Annotated in this window: 26 protein-coding genes; 11 read left to right on the top strand and 15 right to left on the bottom strand. The window is 36.2% G+C overall.

Translation table 11 applies throughout. The features are described 5' to 3' along the window. Positions 1-541: 541 nt before the first annotated feature. The 11 genes from E308F_RS16040 (at position 542) to E308F_RS15475 (ending at position 7,841) form a co-directional block, all read left to right on the top strand. Positions 542-682, top strand: coding sequence for a hypothetical protein (locus tag E308F_RS16040; RefSeq protein ID WP_172613990.1), 141 nt, complete (start codon positions 542-544; stop codon positions 680-682). A 221-nt stretch (positions 683-903) separates the two neighbouring features. Beyond that, the gene (locus E308F_RS15520) at positions 904-1,083 is read left to right on the top strand and encodes a hypothetical protein (RefSeq protein WP_141265830.1); all 180 of its coding nucleotides are present in this window, start codon (positions 904-906) and stop codon (positions 1,081-1,083) included. A 96-nt stretch (positions 1,084-1,179) separates the two neighbouring features. After that, positions 1,180-2,517 carry a hypothetical protein gene (locus E308F_RS15515; RefSeq protein ID WP_141265829.1) on the top strand — a complete coding sequence of 446 codons (1,338 nt, stop codon included), beginning with the start codon at positions 1,180-1,182 and terminating at the stop codon, positions 2,515-2,517. A 75-nt stretch (positions 2,518-2,592) separates the two neighbouring features. Beyond that, complete coding sequence (locus tag E308F_RS15510) at positions 2,593-2,841, top strand: hypothetical protein (RefSeq protein WP_141265828.1); 249 nt, start codon at positions 2,593-2,595, stop codon at positions 2,839-2,841. A 1-nt stretch (position 2,842) separates the two neighbouring features. Further along, positions 2,843-3,070, top strand: a complete 228-nt coding sequence (locus tag E308F_RS15505; RefSeq protein ID WP_141265827.1) for a hypothetical protein — start codon at positions 2,843-2,845, stop codon at positions 3,068-3,070. Next, positions 3,067-3,735 carry a hypothetical protein gene (locus E308F_RS15500; RefSeq protein WP_141265826.1) on the top strand — a complete coding sequence of 223 codons (669 nt, stop codon included), beginning with the start codon at positions 3,067-3,069 and terminating at the stop codon, positions 3,733-3,735. The genes E308F_RS15505 and E308F_RS15500 overlap by 4 nt, the downstream gene beginning before the upstream one ends. Next, positions 3,701-5,530, top strand: a complete 1,830-nt coding sequence (locus tag E308F_RS15495; protein ID WP_141265825.1) for a DEAD/DEAH box helicase — start codon at positions 3,701-3,703, stop codon at positions 5,528-5,530. The genes E308F_RS15500 and E308F_RS15495 overlap by 35 nt, the downstream gene beginning before the upstream one ends. An 18-nt stretch (positions 5,531-5,548) precedes the next feature. After that, positions 5,549-6,472 (top strand): DUF932 domain-containing protein, encoded by a 924-nt coding sequence (locus tag E308F_RS15490; protein WP_141265824.1) that lies wholly within the window; start codon positions 5,549-5,551, stop codon positions 6,470-6,472. Between the two features lie 154 nt (positions 6,473-6,626). After that, positions 6,627-6,809, top strand: a complete 183-nt coding sequence (locus E308F_RS16985) for a ClpX C4-type zinc finger protein (RefSeq protein ID WP_141265823.1) — start codon at positions 6,627-6,629, stop codon at positions 6,807-6,809. A gap of 223 nt (positions 6,810-7,032) precedes the next feature. Next, on the top strand, positions 7,033-7,290 hold the full coding sequence (locus tag E308F_RS15480; protein ID WP_141265822.1) for a hypothetical protein: 258 nt from the start codon (positions 7,033-7,035) through the stop codon (positions 7,288-7,290). A gap of 251 nt (positions 7,291-7,541) precedes the next feature. Next, positions 7,542-7,841, top strand: coding sequence for a hypothetical protein (locus tag E308F_RS15475; RefSeq protein ID WP_141265821.1), 300 nt, complete (start codon positions 7,542-7,544; stop codon positions 7,839-7,841). 351 nt (positions 7,842-8,192) lie between these two features. Here the strand turns inward: E308F_RS15475 and E308F_RS15470 are convergent, their stop codons facing one another. From E308F_RS15470 to E308F_RS15400, 15 genes are all read right to left on the bottom strand, one after another. Next, complete coding sequence (locus E308F_RS15470) at positions 8,193-9,269, bottom strand: RNA ligase (ATP) (RefSeq protein ID WP_141265820.1); 1,077 nt, start codon at positions 9,267-9,269, stop codon at positions 8,193-8,195. Between the two features lie 4 nt (positions 9,270-9,273). After that, positions 9,274-9,492, bottom strand: coding sequence for a hypothetical protein (locus E308F_RS15465; RefSeq protein WP_141265819.1), 219 nt, complete (start codon positions 9,490-9,492; stop codon positions 9,274-9,276). A 42-nt stretch (positions 9,493-9,534) separates the two neighbouring features. Next, positions 9,535-9,834, bottom strand: coding sequence for a hypothetical protein (locus E308F_RS15460; protein ID WP_141265818.1), 300 nt, complete (start codon positions 9,832-9,834; stop codon positions 9,535-9,537). Beyond that, the gene (locus tag E308F_RS15455) at positions 9,834-10,130 is read right to left on the bottom strand and encodes a hypothetical protein (RefSeq protein ID WP_141265817.1); all 297 of its coding nucleotides are present in this window, start codon (positions 10,128-10,130) and stop codon (positions 9,834-9,836) included. Before E308F_RS15455 ends, E308F_RS15460 begins: the two co-directional genes overlap by 1 nt. Before the next feature lie 3 nt (positions 10,131-10,133). Beyond that, complete coding sequence (locus E308F_RS15450; RefSeq protein ID WP_141265816.1) at positions 10,134-10,427, bottom strand: hypothetical protein; 294 nt, start codon at positions 10,425-10,427, stop codon at positions 10,134-10,136. Further along, the gene (locus tag E308F_RS15445) at positions 10,420-10,839 is read right to left on the bottom strand and encodes a hypothetical protein (protein ID WP_141265815.1); all 420 of its coding nucleotides are present in this window, start codon (positions 10,837-10,839) and stop codon (positions 10,420-10,422) included. Before E308F_RS15445 ends, E308F_RS15450 begins: the two co-directional genes overlap by 8 nt. Positions 10,840-10,933: 94 nt before the next feature. Next, positions 10,934-11,182: a hypothetical protein gene (locus E308F_RS15440; protein WP_141265814.1), complete on the bottom strand. Its 249-nt coding sequence runs from the start codon at positions 11,180-11,182 to the stop codon at positions 10,934-10,936. 11 nt (positions 11,183-11,193) lie between these two features. Beyond that, complete coding sequence (locus tag E308F_RS15435; protein WP_141265813.1) at positions 11,194-11,964, bottom strand: peptidoglycan recognition protein family protein; 771 nt, start codon at positions 11,962-11,964, stop codon at positions 11,194-11,196. Then, positions 11,927-12,565 carry a phage holin family protein gene (locus tag E308F_RS15430; RefSeq protein ID WP_141265812.1) on the bottom strand — a complete coding sequence of 213 codons (639 nt, stop codon included), beginning with the start codon at positions 12,563-12,565 and terminating at the stop codon, positions 11,927-11,929. The genes E308F_RS15435 and E308F_RS15430 overlap by 38 nt, the downstream gene beginning before the upstream one ends. Before the next feature lie 75 nt (positions 12,566-12,640). Then, positions 12,641-14,605, bottom strand: a complete 1,965-nt coding sequence (locus E308F_RS15425) for a hypothetical protein (RefSeq protein ID WP_141265811.1) — start codon at positions 14,603-14,605, stop codon at positions 12,641-12,643. A 65-nt stretch (positions 14,606-14,670) separates the two neighbouring features. Beyond that, positions 14,671-16,347, bottom strand: coding sequence for a hypothetical protein (locus E308F_RS15420; protein WP_141265810.1), 1,677 nt, complete (start codon positions 16,345-16,347; stop codon positions 14,671-14,673). Positions 16,348-16,399: 52 nt separating this feature from the next. Continuing rightward, positions 16,400-17,509, bottom strand: a complete 1,110-nt coding sequence (locus E308F_RS15415) for a hypothetical protein (RefSeq protein ID WP_141265809.1) — start codon at positions 17,507-17,509, stop codon at positions 16,400-16,402. A gap of 44 nt (positions 17,510-17,553) precedes the next feature. Then, complete coding sequence (locus tag E308F_RS15410; protein ID WP_141265808.1) at positions 17,554-18,369, bottom strand: sigma-70 family RNA polymerase sigma factor; 816 nt, start codon at positions 18,367-18,369, stop codon at positions 17,554-17,556. 45 nt (positions 18,370-18,414) lie between these two features. Beyond that, entirely contained in the window at positions 18,415-18,702 is a 288-nt protein-coding gene (locus tag E308F_RS15405; protein ID WP_141265807.1) for an HU family DNA-binding protein, read from the bottom strand. A 79-nt stretch (positions 18,703-18,781) separates the two neighbouring features. Next, entirely contained in the window at positions 18,782-19,348 is a 567-nt protein-coding gene (locus E308F_RS15400; protein WP_216364579.1) for a lytic transglycosylase domain-containing protein, read from the bottom strand.

Genomic DNA, 19,348 nt, shown 5'->3' with positions numbered 1-19,348 from the left:
TTGCCTCCGGCTTCCTCCGGATCCCACCTCGCGATGGGCACCCTTGCCTTTGGCTAGCAGACTCGTGCTGCCTCGCCTGCAGTGGACTTTCACCACCAAGTTAACGCCCATGCCGGGCGCACAAAAATAAAACGTGGGCTTTAACCCACGTTTTATCCTGGTGCGGCGAGCGGGACTTGAACCCGCACGGGTGTACCCATACGCCCCTCAAACGTACGCCCAGTCTCGCCCTCTCCGAACCCTTGAAAATCCTAGATAATTCTCCTCTAACCTGTCTAAGCCGCGTACTTTCATTACAATAAACCAATGATATTGTAATAATACATACGCGGTACTAAAACTATTATTTCGCTATCCATTCGCAAAATCCTGCTAGGTTGGATCGTATTTCTTGCTTTAACAGCTTTGTTTTGTTAAGACAAAAATACCTTTAATGAGAAAAATTTAGTTAATATTGATAAAGGACTTGGGGAACTATAAAACTAATAAGTTTTATAGTTCCCTATTTCCTTTTTATTATCTATTAGAGGAGGAAGTGAGGGTGTGCAATCAACAAGACTGTAAAAATTATGACAAAGTAAGAGAAAAATGTTCTTTACCTGTGGTTTATTTTTATAATGGAGGGTGCAGGGATTATTACCCATCAAAAATAAAAGAAAAACCCCTAAAGAAAATAAGATAAATGCTTAATTGCGTCTGCTAATTGTAAGATTTTAATTAGCCTCTCCCCCCATCGCCATTATATAATGGAGGTATTTATATGCGCTTCCTCTATAGAGGAAAATTCTTTGGATTTTTATTAACTTGGTTTAGTAGTTTTATTTTAGGCTGTCTAATAACTTATATTGTATTACAGTATGTGTAAAAGTGAGTTTAAAAATTTCAGTGTTGGAGGTTAGTATCATGTCTAACTGTGCTGTTTACATTTACGAAAAAACAGGTAAAGCTCCTTCTGTAGAGTTTTGTGAGCAATGTCCCAATTATAATTCCTGTGAAGGTGAATTAGATGAATTTACTCTTTATCGTCTTATAAAAGACTGCCCCACCCTCCTTGAAGAGGGGACTACTATTTCAGGGGATTAAGAATCAGGGTGGCTGTGACGTATATAATAAATGTCAATGATTTAATATTATCGGGGAGGCTACTCTTCCCCCACCTCCTAGAAAGGAGATAATCTTATGGCTACAGAGGTTATCCCAACAGGGTTAACTCCTAATTATGTAAGTTACTGGACTGTAACTCAGGCTATCAAAGAAGCCGCTCAAAATATAGCCTATGGTGCCATTAAAAGCGGTTCTAAACCCGTCCTCAAATATGATGAAGGTACTGGCATGGGATTAATGCAAGATGACTACATAGGTTTAAAGAAACGTCACCTCTATATAGGAGAATCTGAACAAAAAGATGATGAAGATGGGATTGGTAACTTTGGCGAAGGTTGGAAACTTTTTCTTCTGGTGATGGCGCGGGAGAAAAGATTTCACCGTATTGATACAGTAGGATTTAGTTTTTACGGAAAAATTGAATCTACTCCCCACAATACTGAGGTACTTAATATTTATGTGGAACCCAATGAGCGAATTAAAGGGACACTCGTCACGATAGAGTGTACTGAGGAAGAGTTTTCTAACGCCATCAATTCCTTTGCCGTTTTAACAGGTATCAATGAAAAATATATACGCGAAGAAACTATTATTCCCAATCGTTTTCATGAATTGTGGATAAACGGGGTGCGAATTGAGCAGGAAGATAATACCAATCCTTTAAATCTCTATTTTGCCTACAACCTTAAAGATAGAAGTTTAATAAACCGAGATCGTTCTCAAGTTAACGTAGATAAGGCATATTCTCGTATTAGGCGTTTAATCTTCCGCCAAGGGCCTGCTTTCATTAAAAAGTATGTAGACCTAGCCCTGGAAGGGCAAACTTATCATGATATTATGTATGGATTTTATAATGACCTTACAGATGATAAACAAAGTGAGTTGTGGTTAAAAATTATCGCTAAAGCTCACAAGACGAGGGGTAACAGGTTAGTTATTCCCTCTAATAATCACCACATTGATCGAGAAGCGGAATATAGAGGGTATACCCTTATTTGCCTCCCCCGCCCTTGGTACTCAGAATTAAGATATTTAGGGTTTAAATCAGCGGAAGAAGTTATTAAACTAGAAGTCAAACATGAACGCGCCCATTTAAATGAACGTGAAGCCTCCATGTTAAAGTCCGTGAAAATGCGTCTAAAACATGCTTTAGGACTACGCTCAATTAAGGATTTTCCTAAAATAGTTGTTGTAGAATATCTTACCGACGAAAATGTTGTCAGTTATGCGGAGGGGGTTTGGGATAAGGAAAAGAAAACTATTTTCCTTGCTAAAAGTGCTTTCAGCTCAGAACGCAAATTAGCTAGAGTTTTACTACATGAAACTAATCACTGGTTAACTGACGCAGGTGATCTTACTACCAGATTTCTGGAGGGATATGAAGATGCTATACTAAGGCTTTTGGGATACTAAATATAAACCATTGACCTGGAGTAAAAAACTGCTATAATTAACTTATAGCATAGATTGTCGTAAGGAGGATTAATAGTGGACGACAATCGCATCCAGGTCATTGGTAAAGAACTACAAGAGAAATATTTTAAAGGAACAGTGGAAGCACCTGAAATTGTTTTAACTTTACTGGCTATGGCAAAAGACGGTTACATTTCTCTGGAAGATATAAGGCCCATTTTAAACGTTATTTTTATGGGAAATAAAGAAGGTATCTTACGGGCTTTAACTAAAGCAAGCCGTTATGTAGATGCGAAAACTATTGACTACATCAGGGGGTTTTAACGTGAAAACAAAAGAAAAAGCGGCGGCCTTAATTGCAATCATGGATGTTTTTATTGGTTTAATGCAAGCGAAAACTATCAGTGAACAGGACAAAAGAGATCTGGAAAGTATGATTGAACTGGTTGGTTTGGATTCTAAAAAAATATTGTGGGAACTGCCTATGTTACAGGGTTTACAGATGGTGGCGCGAGAGTATGCATCATTGGACTTATCCCATGTCCTGGAATGAAACATACTGCTAAATTATTACTTAAATATGCTCGTAACGGAATAGTTTCCCTCCGCCACCTTAAACAACAAAATTATTATTTATTTAAAGTGGTGCTTAGTAATCTTGCTGTAGTGCGAGACACTTTGAAACGAAATGGGATAGAAATAATAGACGATTTAGTTTCCTGGTGTAATCCAGAAACTATTCGTTACTACCTCCAATACTACTATGGCGATACGGTTAATTTGACGGATTTACGAACCGCTCACCCTGCCGCTTATAAATATCTTTCCCAGGAAGGAAAACCTTATGAACACCTAAGAAAATTGGGGTTCAATGTTATTTATAATAACACCATGTCAGAAGAAGAATTGGTGGCAACTCTAGCTTCTCGTAATGAAAACGGTAAAGTTAAATTAGATCGTTCTCTCTATCTTAAACTTTTCTATCGTGCTTCCTTAAAGGGTTTAGACATAGAAAGTTATGTTCAACAGTTAGGTTTTCAGATAGAAAAAATAGACGATAATCTTCTATTGTACTTAAAAGATGTAGAAGGAAAATCTTTTTATGAGATTGCTAAAATAATGCAGGTACCGAAGTCTACTTTACACCGACGCTACCAAAAATTAAAACAGGAAGGTGGTATAAATGATCCTTGCCGAAAAGGTGAGGGTCAAAGATAGGGATTGGATTAAAGTTTCCTTTCACCCTAACCCTCAAATTGAAGAAGAAATGAAGAAAGTGCGTGGAGTTCTGTATAACCCCCGCAGTAAACTGTGGGCGGTTCCCTACCAGTACCGTAAAGACTTTGAAGAAAAAATGGAAGATTTTTTGATCATTTGGAAAGATGAAGATGGCAATTATCGAGAAGTGGGGGGAATAGATGAAAATACTATTCCCGATCAGCCTATTGTACCAGGATACAGTGTAGAATATGATGAAAATAAAAATATTGTGGGGGCAACGGGATTTAAAATCCCTCCCTGGGGTGAATTTCAAGTCAAGGGATTTAATTTATTAGTCCAGCGACCGTTTCTTATCTTAGGTGACGACCCAGGATTGGGGAAAACCTTTCAGGTAATTACGGCAATAGAAGCTAAGAAAAAATTAGGTATGCTCCAACGTGGGATAATTATTTGTAAAGCTACCTTGCTTTATACTTGGTTAAAAGAAATTCATAAACACACCTACCAAAAAGCTGTTGTAATCGCAGGCAACCAACAGCAACGCAATTCTATTTATAACGAACTTCGTTATAATCAAGATTGGACATTTGCTATTATATCCTACGAAACATTTCGTATGGATTATAATGATTTACTTTTACTCCATAAAATGGTTGGTTTGGATTTCTGTGTATTAGACGAAGCCCATAAAGTTAAGAACCCTCAAAGTAAAATTGGTTCTGTTATTTTCTCTATTCCTTTTAAATATCGTTATGTTCTTACTGCTACCCCCCTCCCCAATAGTCCATTAGAGGCTTACAACTATTTGAAGTGGGGTGGAAAAATCAAGCAAAACTGGTGGGCCTTCCGAAAACGGTACGCTATTTTTGGAGGCTACAACAATAAAGAAATTGTGGGTTATAAAAATATCAAGGAGTTACGGAAACTAATTCAAAACAATATGCTTCGCAGGTTAAAGAAGGATAAATTAAAGGAGCTTCCAGATATTGTATTTAAAACTATTACAGTAGAAATGAGTCCCCAACAGAAACTCCTATATAATGGAGTTAAAAATGAAATCCTAGAGATTTTAAAAGACACTTCTCTCACTAAAATACCGTCTGCTTTAACAAAATTGTTGCGGCTCCAGCAGATTACTGACTCCCCTACTCTTATTGGTGCCCCTGCTGAAAGTAAGAGTGCTAAATTGGAGGCCCTAGATGAACTCTTGGAGGATATTATTGATAACAACGGCCAAAAAGCTATTGTTTTCTCTAGATTTTTACCTATGGTTCATCTTCTTACAGAACGATATAAAAGATATAATCCTGCTGTTATTCATGGTGATGTGAACGCTAATGGTAAAACTAAGCAGACGGCACTTAAACTTCTTTTAGAAATGTATCCTGATTATCATACTTTTCCTCCTGAAAAACAGGAGGAGTTGTTGAAAGACATAATGACTTCTGATCGTCAGAAACAGGTAGATAAGTTTCAGAATGATAGTTCATGTAAATTGTTTATTGGTTGTACTCCAGCGTGTAGAGAAGGTTTAACTCTCACTGCCGCCACCTATGTAATCTTTTTAGATTGTGAATGGTCGTATGACTATGTAGAACAAGCCTTCTCCCGCGCCCACCGTATAGGGCAAAAAAATGCCGTTACTGTTTATTATTTAGTCTGTCAGGATACTATTGATGAACACGTTATGGAGGTGATTCAAAAAAAGAAAGCAATGTCTGATTTTCTTTTGAAAACTAAAAATAGAAATGAAGCTATGCGAGCTAAAGAGTTTATAGAAAGTATGATTTAAATAAAGGGGGATTTTATTATGCCTGCAAATGTAGATTCAATGTTTTCAGTTAGAGAAGTGCCCTGGCACGGTTTGGGTATTGTTATTGAAGAAGCTCCCGATTCTAAAAAAGCTCTGGAATTGGCGGGGCTGGATTGGAGAGTAGAACAAGTGCCCGTTTATGTTAATGGAAATCCCGTAGAGGGTTATGTTGCTAACGTTAGATCGACAGATCAACAGGTGCTTGGAATAGTTAGTGATCAATACAAAGTAGTTCAGAATGTGGAAGCCTTTGCTTTTACTGATGCTCTTTTAGGGGAAGGAGTGCGATATGAAACTGCTGGAAGTTTAGCTGGTGGTAAGAGAGTTTGGATGCTGGCAAGATTGGAACGAATTACTATCTTAAATGATAGAATTGAACCTTTCTTAGTTTTTACTAATTCTCACGATGGCAAGGGAGCAGTTAAAGTTGCTATAACTCCTGTACGGATAGTTTGCCAGAATACATTAAACTTAGCTTTATCCTCTGCCAAGAGGATGTGGACAACAATCCATATGGGCAACATGCAAAACAAACTTGCGGAAGCTCAAAGAACATTAGGACTTGCTTATGCTTATCTTGATTCCTTAACTGAGGAAGCAGAAAGACTTGTTAATTTATCCATTAGTGATAGTGAGGTAGAAGATTTTATAAATGAACTTCTTCCCTTCCCTCACGAAGTTAAGCCGCGTCAAAAAGATAATATCATTAAACTTCGTGAAGATTTATGGCGTCGATATGATCAAGCCCCTGATCTTCAGCTTTATAGGGGAACAAGATGGGCCTTAATAAATGCAGTTAGTGACTTTGCAACTCACGCAGAACCTCTTCGTAAAACCACAACTTATAAGGAACGGTTGTTTGCTAAGACCATTGACGGTCATCCTCTAATTGATAAAGCCTTTGAGTTATTGGCCGCTTAAAATATATTTTTAAAGCAGTAAGGGTACAATAAAAATCTTGTACCCTTACTAACAATATGAGGGAGGTAATAATAACAATAGTATCTTGAGAATGTCTCAAATGTGGCGGCAAATTTTATAGTGCTTATGATTTTCGTGAACATAAATTTAAAATGTGAAGGAGGTATTATCTGTGAAAAGCTGTAGTTTTTGCGGTAGATCTGAGGAGCAAGTAAAAATGATGATAACAAGCCCCAAGGCAGATATATGCGAAAAATGTGTGTTAATTTGTATGGAAATACTTGTCAATAATTTAATGGAATATAGAGAGATTAACTTTGAAATAGAGACTAAGTAATTCGTATTCCAAAGAAAATACGAAGGAGGTGAGAGAAATATGTCAGGCCCTATAGTTTGTTTAGGTAGATGTTATTTATGGAAAACGTGTAAACTTTTTCGGCCAGGCTCTTGTGCAAATCATTATAAATCTGATCAGTTATTACGGCGTTTAAGATCAAAGGCTATGCGTGACTTCATAGAATGATATACATTCCAAAGATAATGCGAAGGAGAGAAAAGAAATGGACAAATATAGCGGGAATGACAATTATGGAAAACCTAAATCATTGTATCTAGAAAAACTAGCCCAAATGACGAAAGAAGAATTGTTTAAAGAAACCAAAGATAAAATATGGCTATCAGCGTATGCAAATAACAATCCACGGTCTGATTTCCATTGGCAGGTAGATGCTTGCTATGATGAATGGGTCAAAAGAGATGGTAATCCTCAACACTACGAAAAAGCATATAATGAGCTTTATAATGAGCTTTTTAGGTAAATACGCATAACAAACGAAAAAGCGAGAGGGAGATGTAGCATGATGGTTTGTGAGTGTTGAGGTCGGCAGATAGTGCCTGGTCACGGTACTCCAGATAATTATATAACCTATGGCCCAGTAACAAGACTAGTGGGAAACCAATATATATGTGCTGTTTGTGCCACCGATCTCGATGAGGATGGGCTTTTTCTAGAGGAAGATGGAAAATAAGTAATATGTTTATGATACGCAAAAGGAGGAAACAAGAGAATATGAGCTTTACGGATCAGAAGCCTAGGATAGTAACAGAAAAAGACTGTAATGGAATGTGGGGTGGTGTTGAGAAGGGACAGCGTTTTAGGTGTTACCTCTGTGGCCACAAATTTAGGCCAGGAGACATCTGGCGTTGGGTCTACGGCGGAGGAAAGACAATTAACTTTCTAGTATGCGAAAAATGTGACGGCCAGGATGTGAGAGAAAGATTTCTGAAGCATGTTGAACAAGGAAGAAAGTTGCTTAAGGAACAATACTGGTGGATGTTTGAAGATGGGTATCTTAGAATTAAATTATAAAGCAACACATTCCAAAAAATTCTTCTAGAGCGAGGCTATTTTAATTATAGCCCAGAAGATAGAGTTAAAAGCGCAGAGCAATATTTGAAAGCACCAGGGAATCTCTTCAAACTGTCTTATGAAGGGGCAAGAAGAGCGTTAAGATTAGATAATGAAGAGAAGGACTAAATCGCACATTATTGGAGGGTTTAGATATGAGGTGGTGGTACACTGAATGTCCTATATGCCAAAATCTAGACCAGATTAGCGGTAAATGCAAACAAGGATTGTTTAAACCTAAACCTAAAAAAGATGGTGTATGTAAATATTACTTGCTAATTAATACAAAAAGGAGAGGTTAATTCCTCTCCTTTAATGATATTCTGTAGCTCCTTTTCGGAGTAAGTATTCAGGGTTTATTGATTTAAGTATTTTACGGCCAATTCTAGGATCAATTGTTTCTTTTAAAGGTTTGATTACCGCCCCCTCCCTCATTTGCGAAGGATATAAAAGTGAATTTCCACAAGTATATAGAGTCAGTAATGAAGGCATATACTCGCCAATATAAATAAGGGGGACTGTAGGTAAGTTAAAACGAGAACAGAACGAAACAAAATCATAGTAGTCCACATATTTACCGTTTACCATTAAGTCAAAAAATACCACGTCAATATTTTCTAATCCATACGTTAAATCTTGTATTCCCTTCCCGTAGATTTCACCAAAGAGAATGTGATCTTTTGGTAAAATTTGATTCAGATTATAACGTTTAGCTATCTTAGTATATACATCTTCACTGTACCAAACTTTTTTCTTATTCCATAAACTACAACTAGATAATTGAACATTTCGAGATCCTACCACAAATTCATACCCGCCGCCAAACCAAGCCTTTATTCTTGCCCACCAATTGTTTTCTTCAATAGGAACATTACCAACCCTAAAATTAGTTCCGTGGATTTTTTCGGTTATAACTACCAGCTCTCCAGGCTTAAAGATTTCAGGATAATTATTTATGTTTTCAATATCAGTATACTTTTTAAAGTTAGGATTGGGATTTCGTTTTGATCCCTTAAAATTACTATAATAAACATAAGTAGGTGTAGGCGGTTCCCATTTTGTAATTCCTAGTTCTTCCGCTACATTTTGTCCTTCTACCCAGTGTTTGTTGGGAGGCACGGGGAGCAAGAGGCCTTGGGATATACAACCTCTTAATTTAATTGTCTTTACCCGTCCCCCGTTCTTTAAATAATCTAACTTATACTCCTCAATCATCTTTTCAGGAAGAACGGCATCAATAGGTATATAAATAGCCAGATCCCCCACTTTAAATTGACCTTCTTTAACAATACAATTCCAGCCTTTAATTTGAGCAATCCATAAAGTATCGGCATTAGGATGTTTGGTGAGGGTATTGACCCTCACCACTTCTACAATTAAACTACTCATTGTCTTACAGCCCCTTCTTTACTCCATGTTTTTGTTCTTCATTAAAGAGCTTCAATTGTTCTTCAAGTTGTTCCCCAACAATATCCCATCCTTTTTTATAAATCTCTCGGTAACTTTCCCCATCTTCAGGTATCAACGTAATACCAGCAGTAGGTTTAAAGCTCTGATAGTTGCCGAGATTCTTTGTAAATGTAGCTTCCACATATATTTCCTTAATTTTCATTATTTATCCTCCTTCTTGCTGACCAGCAAGGTTTAATTAATGTCAACCCCCACAATCACGGGGGCGGATTTCCTGTAATTTTACAGTAATCCAATTAGGTTTTTGGTAATAATTAATACTTTCTTTATTAACTACCACCCCCGTCAGAACTTCCGTAAGAAGCAGGGTGGTGGGGGTTTTAGTTAAAGTTTTTCCACTCCACGGATCAAAATAAGAAAATGAACCAGTATCCTTGAACTCTTGTAGTATTCTTTCTGCTTCTTCTACAGGCATAACTAGAACATCAAACATCTGACCTTCGTTAGCGTACAAGATAAATCTTTTATCTTCTAGCGGTAACATTATTCTTCATCCTTAATGGCCTTTAATGTAACAGAGGATTTTTCTGGATTAAGTATTACCTCAATTTTATCTCCAATGTCTTTAATTTCTTCTTCTGTTATTTGCACTTCTCCCCCACATTGTTCAATTATAGCCAGTAAAGCTATTAAAACAGTATCATGTTCAGTTTCTAACTGTTTCTTTTCTTGAATTAAATCTCCTATTTTTTGTTTAAGATGTGTAATTTCCGCCCGTAAATCTTCGTTTTCATCTGCTAATTTCCTAACAACCTCTAGTGCTTTTTCAAGACTATCCATAAATTATTCCTCCTTATAAATTGGATACTCACAATCTTCACAGAGAAAGCTAAATTGTCCTGTAATATCTTTACCGCAATAACGGCAATAGACTGGCCCTAGTCTATTCCACATATCAAGTTCTTCCATTGTTATAAGCTCATCAGCAGAGAAATAATAAAGTTGTCTTGTATCATCAAAAGAAACACCAATATTAAGCAGTGTATCTAATAAAATTACCTCTACAAATCCAATCTTCCTACTAAACTTTAATGAGTGGCGGGGATTAATAAGTACAGGATCTCCAACTTTAATCATCTGAAGATACCTTCTTTATTGTAAGACGGGGAGTCCCTTTATCCTCTATCCAGGCCACCGCTTTTAATTCTTCTAAATCTATAACCCCCTCCTCTATAGCTTGGGTTAATGCTTCTTCATCTACAACCTCCTTTAAACATCCCAACTGCTTTTCTTTAAGAAAAACTAATACTTTTTCCATATCAAAATGAGATGTATTAGGAATTGTAATAGAAACTCTAAAACCTTCTTGCTCCAATTTATTCTTACCTGCATTTTGTAGAGATTGAATAATGATGGGTTTATACTTTTCTAGCCATTTTTTATCTTCCTTTTGACGCTGGCTACGTTCATAATATTCTTGTAGTAATTCTTTGTTTAGTTCTGGTACTGTCTCTTGAAAAATGCTATCCGCTAAATTTTTCATTGACATTGTTGATCCCCCTTTCATAAAACATATACGCCCCCGCCCCACCTTCTTTTAAGCTACAAAGGATAGACGTAATTATCAGAAAAATAAAACCCCTTTACAGGGGTTTCTCTGAATTAATATTTACCACAGCGGTGGGGTTGTTATTAGCTTCATCAACTGCCTTACCATCTACATAGGCTTCTGAAAACATATAACCTACTACCGATCCTGTTGCTGTAATAACGGCCACTACTTTTGTGATAGTGTCATTATTAGCGTTAGTAAGTACCAAAATCGAAGTAGCCAGACCAGCTAATAAAGCCCAAAATTTACGACTTGATAATTTGCGTTTCCAATCAATCATATTTATTCCTCCTATTTAATTTTATTAATTTTAGCATTTAATCGTCGAAGCATTTCAAAGAAAAGCCAGTTAGGAGTATTTTCAGCAATCCTTGCAATCCATTCTTCGGGATTGCTAATAAGTCTATTTTCATTGCTGGCTAATTCTTGCACCGCTTTAATACCAATTTCTTTCTGCCATTCTTCAATCGCCACTGTAACCATCTCCTCTACTTTATTATTCTTATGATCAGCAACAAGTTGTTTAAATTTAGCCCACTCATCAGGGTGATTAACAAACCACCTATGGCAATCTTTACCTGTAATTTCATAATGTAGCCACAAATTACGCAGAGGATCTAAACCCCACTGAGTACAGAGGTCTACACACCTAGTTACCAAAGTATTATAAGTAGTTGCTGTCATTGTGCCATCCCAATCAACATGACAACATTCAATTGAATAAGTGCAATCATTCGGGTAGCTGCTTAGTTCATTTAAAGCCTTTTGAGTATATTTGTAAGCTCCTACTGCATAGGCCATTTCATTTGGTGGTATCATTTGAATAATAGAACCATCTAAATCAATAACTTCATGCGCCGAACCAAAATCATTTTTTCCATACTTTCGGTTTTCAAAGAAATTATAAACCCCCTCTGCTCGTCCATTAGGAACAGCCACCCAATGGATTACAATTCCTTTGATTTTGATAATCGGCCTTTGAGGACGACTATATCTGTTTGGAGTTAACCATCGTTGTATCACACTATATCCTGGCATCCCAGTCAGCATCTCCTTTAACATCCCCACCCTCAGTAGGAGTGCTGGTTCCTCTTTGTGTGGGGGCGGGAGTAATATTATTAGCTTTTTCTATAATTACTTGTTCAATAGGAGCTGTAACCTGAGTTTTGTTATCTAACACAGTTTCTTCTTTTTTCCTTAGCCAGAATAACAACCACTCTAAATCTGTATGTCCTGCGTCTATTAGATTCTCAATGACACTTTGAGACTCACGAAGAAACATTATGGAATAAGCAATAGTGGATAGAAATACGGCTACAGTAACCAACATAGTTACTCTAACACTCAATCCACAAAGAACCATTACAACTAAATAGCTGATTATCTTACGCCGCGACCCTGCCCATAATGTTTCTGAAGAAATTTCTTTATTTTTAATAGCGTTTTTTATTCCATTACTCTTAACACTTAAAGCATAGTATTTCGTGATAATATCTAATAACATAGCCCCGCCTAGGGCCGCCGCCGCAGGTATATAGGCGGCATCAGGGAATAAAATATAATTTAAAAAAGATACTAGAATAACAAAAACAGGTTTTACTCTGGTGGTGGCGTCATGTAAATACAAAATAACTTCATTAAGAATTTGTGTTAAGTCCATCATATTTTGGCCGCTTGCGGCTCTCCCTCCCCCTTCACTACATTTCTTCCTCCCCTTAGTGTAGAACAAAGATTAGCTTTAAGTTACAGGTGAGGCTTTAGTTGTAATTTCAAAAGAAACACCTGCTTCAGCCATTTTATCGGTTACTAACTTAACATAAAAAGGTATAGTTTCTTCGTCTTGTAGAACGCCTGAGTGATTAATAACCATATTATACTCAAAAGGTTGATTAGACTTACTAATATAAACATTAACACCAGGAGGTAGATTATCGGTTACTTTTAATTCTACATTTTCCACATCGAAACCGTTCTGATTCTTTAAATAAACTAATTTAGGTTCAGTTTCTTGTCCTGCTATTAAAGTACCAAAATCTAGATATTTTAGAATTTCTCCTTTGTCTGTAGAATAAAAGTTACCCTGTTCATCCATAAATAGAATACCTTTGTAAGTTCCTACTACTTGAAACTCTGCCAATCCCTTACCTTTAAAGTTATCTATTACTTCTATTGTGAAGGTGTTAGGAACCCCAAAACGAACATCATTACTTCCCCACTCGTATTTAATCTGACGGGGGGAAGGCGCAAAATCGCTATAAAGTATTCCGTCAATTATATTATTACCTTCAGTTGGAAAAACTTGTCTACCATTAATTAGTATCCTATATGCTACACTATCGCTATTATCATCACCAATAGTTCCTACTAAAGAGAAATTGCCGTGGGATATTGTTATCGTAGGATTAATATTCGTTACTGTTACATTGCTTGACCATTCTCTAGTTAAACCTCTTTTATCCCGCACTATCAGTTTTACAACATTTGTTCCAACCCTAAAGTAAGGATAGTTATAGGCTTTGAATATACTTTCTCCTGAATTTAAAAGCGGCGACCACTCCCCTGCTGTGGTGGGATATACCTGAGAACCATTAATCCATACCTGATACTGGAACTGATCTCCCTCCAAGTCCTCCACTGTAGCCCTTAGCTCCACCCACTCATTATGGATTGTGTCGGGAGTTAATGAAGGATTCTGAATGAGGGGAGCTTGATTAACAGGGAAATTAACAGTAATCTTATTGAGGGTGGGGGAGCTGTAAGGATTAGTTGTTTTTAAAGAAACAGCAAAATCTAAAGTACCCCTAGTAAACCATTGTTTCCACTGATCAGAAGTAATAGCTTGAAGTTCTGTTTTAGACATACCTTTGTCATTTATATCAGTTAGGGCTACTTGTTTCCAAATCCCATCTTTGAAAGCATACCAGGTTAGGCATCCATCTTTAGATACTAAAAATCTAGTACGCTTTTCTGCTACAATATTTAGGTTTGATTTTAATTGTTGTACTGTTTGTGAATACACTAATAGTATGGGATTATTTAAATGAAATATAGGTTTTATTCCTGAAGAATCGGGGGTAACTATAGAATTTAAGTTATCCATACCATCTGTTATAAACATAGATTCGGTAGCGGGAGCGGGGCCAACGATAACCCAAGAAGAAGTTAAGGAATCATATTTCTTTATATCTACTCCATCTTTAAAGAGATACTTCCATATTAATTCAGGTGTATTTAATTTATTAATATTATTACGACCCGATGTATTTGGTATAACAGAATATGATTTAATCAACATTTTGTTTTCGTTATATATTTCAATCGTAAATGGGTTATCTACTGCCCTATCTGTATAAAAAGTATCTGGTGTTACATTAAATTCAATTTTACTTATACCTGTTACAGCCGTTTTAAATTCAATGGTAAGGGCCTGATTATCATAAGAAGATAGCCAATATCCATCAGGATAGTTTTGTGTTTGAGAGATATTAGTATTAAAAGCATCTACAGGGGTGTAAGAATTATTATAAGAATTTGTGGCGGTCACCACTGCATTTGTAAATTCACCCTCAGTTATTGATTCAGATATGATAGACCCTAATGTAATCATCTTTCCTGCTCCATCATAAAAGCGAATACCACCCATAGCAGTATAAGCATATCCAATAGCTGTAAGTCCTTTAAATATAACTGTTTTAATAGCCATCTTATATCACCTCTACTTACTTAATCCCTTAAATAGACTTATATTTTTCTGATGCATTTATGTCTTTACTTTATTATAACTGCGATTGTATTTATATCAGTAAACCGATTTAACCTTAAATCATATTCACTCACATATCCCGCCCCCAGGGGGGTAGGAGTAGTCATATCCTCAATAAAATTTACGTTCTCAATTATATCATCACTACCATCCACTACTACATTAATAATATTAGATCTCCCCAAAGTTATTATGTGATTTAAATTAGTGGTAGTAACATAGTAATCTTGATTTAAAACCCCTTCTACTAATTTTAGCCCCCCGCCCAACTCGATGCTTATTTTACTGTTATCTTCCTGATTCCATTCTCCAGGAAACTCAAATCTACGTTCAGCAGTAACGGTATCTATATTCTCTTTAATAATTGTATAATCCCAGGATGTTTTATTACCGTATTCATCTTGTACTTGTAATTCTATTAAATTTTCTCTTTCTGTTAATAGTGTTTTATCAAATGTCACCACTATGGTGGTGGGAGTGGGCTGAAGAGAAGTGTACCCTTCAGTAGGATAAACCTGATTATTATTTACCAAAATCCTATATTGAATCTGTATATTATTTAGATGAGTAATAGAAGCTGATAAAGTTATCGTTCCTGTATCAGTATACCAAACAGTAGAAGGTATTAATTCTTTACTTTCTATCTCAAAGGAAGGAAGAGAAGAAAGAAGAACAGGTCGAAATCCCACGGGGCCAGATGTAGAGCTTGTGTCAGGAGTATAAACGTGACTATAGTTAGCTACAAATGCCTGACCTCGTACTACTCTAGCAGTAGCACCTATTTCAGTTCGAGTAGTTGAAGTTAAACTCCAAACACCATTCCAATTCCATACATTATTGTCTCCAGGAGTTATAGTACCTCCTAAATTACTTTCTACTATAATCTTATCCCACTCATTATCTTTATCTGTAGAAGATATTCCACCAGTAAGTAAACGAATATTAAATTTAGCAGAAGGTACTTCTGTAAAATATATTTCTTTTCCAGTTACTATTCCCGCCGCATTTAGTGTATCCCAAGATATTCCAATTTGAATATTTCTATCTGCAACTAATTTTAATCGCTCTAAATAATCATATCCTACACATATCCAATAAAAATCCCCGTTGGGGGTAGCCGTGGAAGCAGAGGGTATAAAATCACTAGTTTCTTTTCCTAAATCAGAAAAAGTACCAAACTGATTAGAACCTGCTGTATAATGACAGCGAATACGTTTGCCTACACTAAGATCATAAATACTAGTGACTTCATCTGGATGAAGGAGACGGCCTGTAGAGTCTATATCTATTGCATCAAGACCTATATAAGCATTTGTTCCAGAAGCATCTAGTTTTTTGATTTCAACTAAATGTTGATCAAGCATTAAACCTGTTGCCTCAAAGAGAATTGTTTGAAATTGTGAAGCACCTTGTTGTGAGTAAATATAAGCAATGCCATCTATCTTAATTTCAATACTCGTTGAATACTCAGATGAACGATAACCAATTATTCTTAATTTAGTTCCGTAAAATTTAAAAGATACTTTATCATTTTGTATAGATGTAGCTTTATGTGAACCTTGATAATGAGAAGAATATACATAATCAGCCCATTGTCCTTGATATTTGAAACATGGGTTTTTATCGTCATATCGTTTCCATCCCGATTCGGGGGCAGTTAATTGTTGTCCAACTACAGCCATTTAATACCACCTCTTACCCCCACCCGTGGGAGGCGGGAGAGTTAAAAGTTATTTAGTACCACATCGTAGTAGCTTTTGATCCTAATTCTAAATACTCTAAAACAGGCCGAAAACCGATTGTAGTATTAGCTGTACTGCTTGCTATTTGAAGTAGCTTATTTACACTATCCTTACCCCTGTATATTCTGTTAGAAGAAGCTCCGATTGTTGTAATTGGAGTATCTTGTACCCAAGTATAAAGATTACTCCAATGCCAGACATTATTATCACCAGGAATTATTTTGCCTCCTAAATTACTGTTTACTATATATTTATCCCACTCATTATTAGTAGGCCATCCACCATATCCTTGGTCAGTAGTGGCAGAATTACCGTTAGCATCAGCATAAGCACAACCACTAGAGAGGGAACGATAAGATATATAATGTGGATTAATTGCAACTTCACCAAGCCCTATTCCTGAATAATAAGTGGATAAACCTTTTAATTTATAGTATTTATAAGGTATCTGAGACGTAATAGAATAAATAAAAGGGCCACCTAATGGTGAACTTGGACAAGAACCAGAAAAAATTAATGTCCAATTAATTTTATCATTGCTAACATATAACTCAAAATCCTTTAGCATGTTAAATTCCCCTACGGCGGAGCTGTAACCAACAGCAGGATTCACAAAAAGCTGATTTATAATTACCTCCTCTACCATTTCTAAAATAACTGCTGTTTCTCCCGAAGAAAAAAATAGATTTTGATTATCTACATAAAAATTATTACTACTATGTCTAATTATACCATCTGTAACTGCTATCACACTTGTACCTGAAACAAGAGTCGTCCCCGCAGGAAGACTTGCTTTGGCTGTATTAAATAACCATAGTTTTCCTTTTATAAAATCTCCATTATTTAATGTATTCCAACTAATACTATGTTGAACTACCCTATCGGCAATAAGTAATCCCTTATCTACTTTAATAAAATAAAATAACCCATCAGGAGTAGCACTTCCTGTAACAGGAATTTCAGAAGCAATACAAGTTCCTAATTCACGAAAAGTACCTACTGCACCACTTGTTGTAGCTGTATAACGACAAGCAATATAATCACCAATTTGCATATCAAATAAACTAGTCCTCAATTGTCCACTAGTCGCAGGAACACCCATATAACCCACTCTCCTTTTAGTTTAGAATAGACTAAAAGTAGTGCCTAAGCACTACTTAAAAGGGTTTTCAAATCAGGATGTTCCTTGATTAATAAAGCAACTTTTTTCATTATTCTGCTAACTCTCATTTGAGATATATGTTCTTTGGCGGCGGTCTGCGTTTGAGAATAACCAGCTAACCTCAAACGTAATACATTCATTTCTTTTTCTGTTAGTTTATCACTTAACTTATCCAAAACTGAATCTACATAAACCTTATCTAAAATATCATCTTCTAAATCAGAATTTGAATCTATAAGGTCTAATAAGGTTAATGATGATTGCTCCCCGCCCGCGGCCACCTCTTCATCAAGATATTTTACTGTTCTGCCTACTTGAAGAGCCTTATTTATCTTTTCTTTATCTTCTCCTAATAAAACCTCTAACTCTTCTACAGAAGGTAAGTAACCAAACTCATTTTCTATCTTACGGATTTTATTTATTAATTCATTGGCCGTGCGGGTGGGGCGGATGATGCTACCAGAATCACGTAAAAAACATCTTATTTCTCTCACTATAGCTGTAACAGCAAAAGAGGAAAACTTTATCCCCCGTTTAGTGTCAAAGGCCTTAATAGCTTTTATAAAACCCATTCTTCCTAACTGGAGAATATCATCCTTTTCTATGCAGTTATTTTTTACAATAGTATCAGGATTGCCAATATATTTATGAACGCTGTACCAAATAAGGTTTTCATTAACTAAAATAGCTTCACCCAAATAATCGGGATCTACTTTACATCGTTCAATATTAGGCCCTGTCATATCGTAATAATGTTTATTACGTTTTAAGTTTTCCTGTATATGTTTCGGCAACTTCATAAAATACCCCCTCAAAAGCGAGGTGGGGGTCTAACCCCCACCAAATTACCTTTTACCCTGAATACGTTCTTTAAGAGATTTAGTCATTTTAACGTGAACAGTCCTGGTGGCGGGGATGGTCATAGGTTCTTTAGTAATCGGATTAATACCCTCCTTTGCCGCCCGCTCTTTTACAAAGAAATTAAAGAAATTACTCAGCTTAACATCATAACCTTCTTCTAAATAAGAACTAATCAGTTCCAGTATCGTAGTAATTCGTCTATCTGCTTCCACTTTAGTAATGCCTGCTATTTCTGCATAAATTGCCGCCAAATCTTTCTTGAAAACCTGCATAAATAATTCCTCCTTAATAGTTAAAATTTAAATAGGTACAACATGAGTATATTACAGTTCATAATTTTTTCTAACGTCTTCACCTACTAGAAATAGACTTTTTCATTTGTTCATAGTGTCTTTGAACTTTTTTCGTATAGACAGTATTGTATTCTCCTCTTTTAACATTTCCAATCCCCTGATTATAGGCTGTCGTCGCCAGAAATAAATTACCATTAAATTGTTTCTGTAAGTAGGCAAGATATTTTATGCCTAACTGGATATTTATTTCAGGAGTATATAACTGATCAGGTTTTACTCCATATTCCCTAGCTGTACTAGGGAGTATCTGCATTAACCCCCTAGCTCCCGCCTCCGATTGCACTCTAGTATCAAAACGGCTTTCCTGCCACATTATGGCTAATATCCAAATAGGATCTATTTGATGGATGCCTGCTTCTTTGCAAACTATTCTTGAATACTGCCTCGCTGTTTCCATACTTAAAGTAGTATTATATTCAAACATAAGTTGTGCTAGTTTTTGTTCTAAGGATATTTCATGACGACTGCTTATTTTTACGGACGGTGGCGGGGAACGCACCACTATATCTTCACTTATACGAGCAGGATATATTAAATAGAAAAGAATTACTAGCAATAAAATCAA

It is taken from the genome of Moorella sp. E308F (assembly GCF_006538365.1).
Taxonomy (GTDB): domain Bacteria; phylum Bacillota; class DSM-521; order Neomoorellales; family Neomoorellaceae; genus Neomoorella.
The sequence above is the reverse complement of the archived record's forward strand: the minus strand, read 5'-3'. Positions and strand labels throughout refer to the sequence as shown.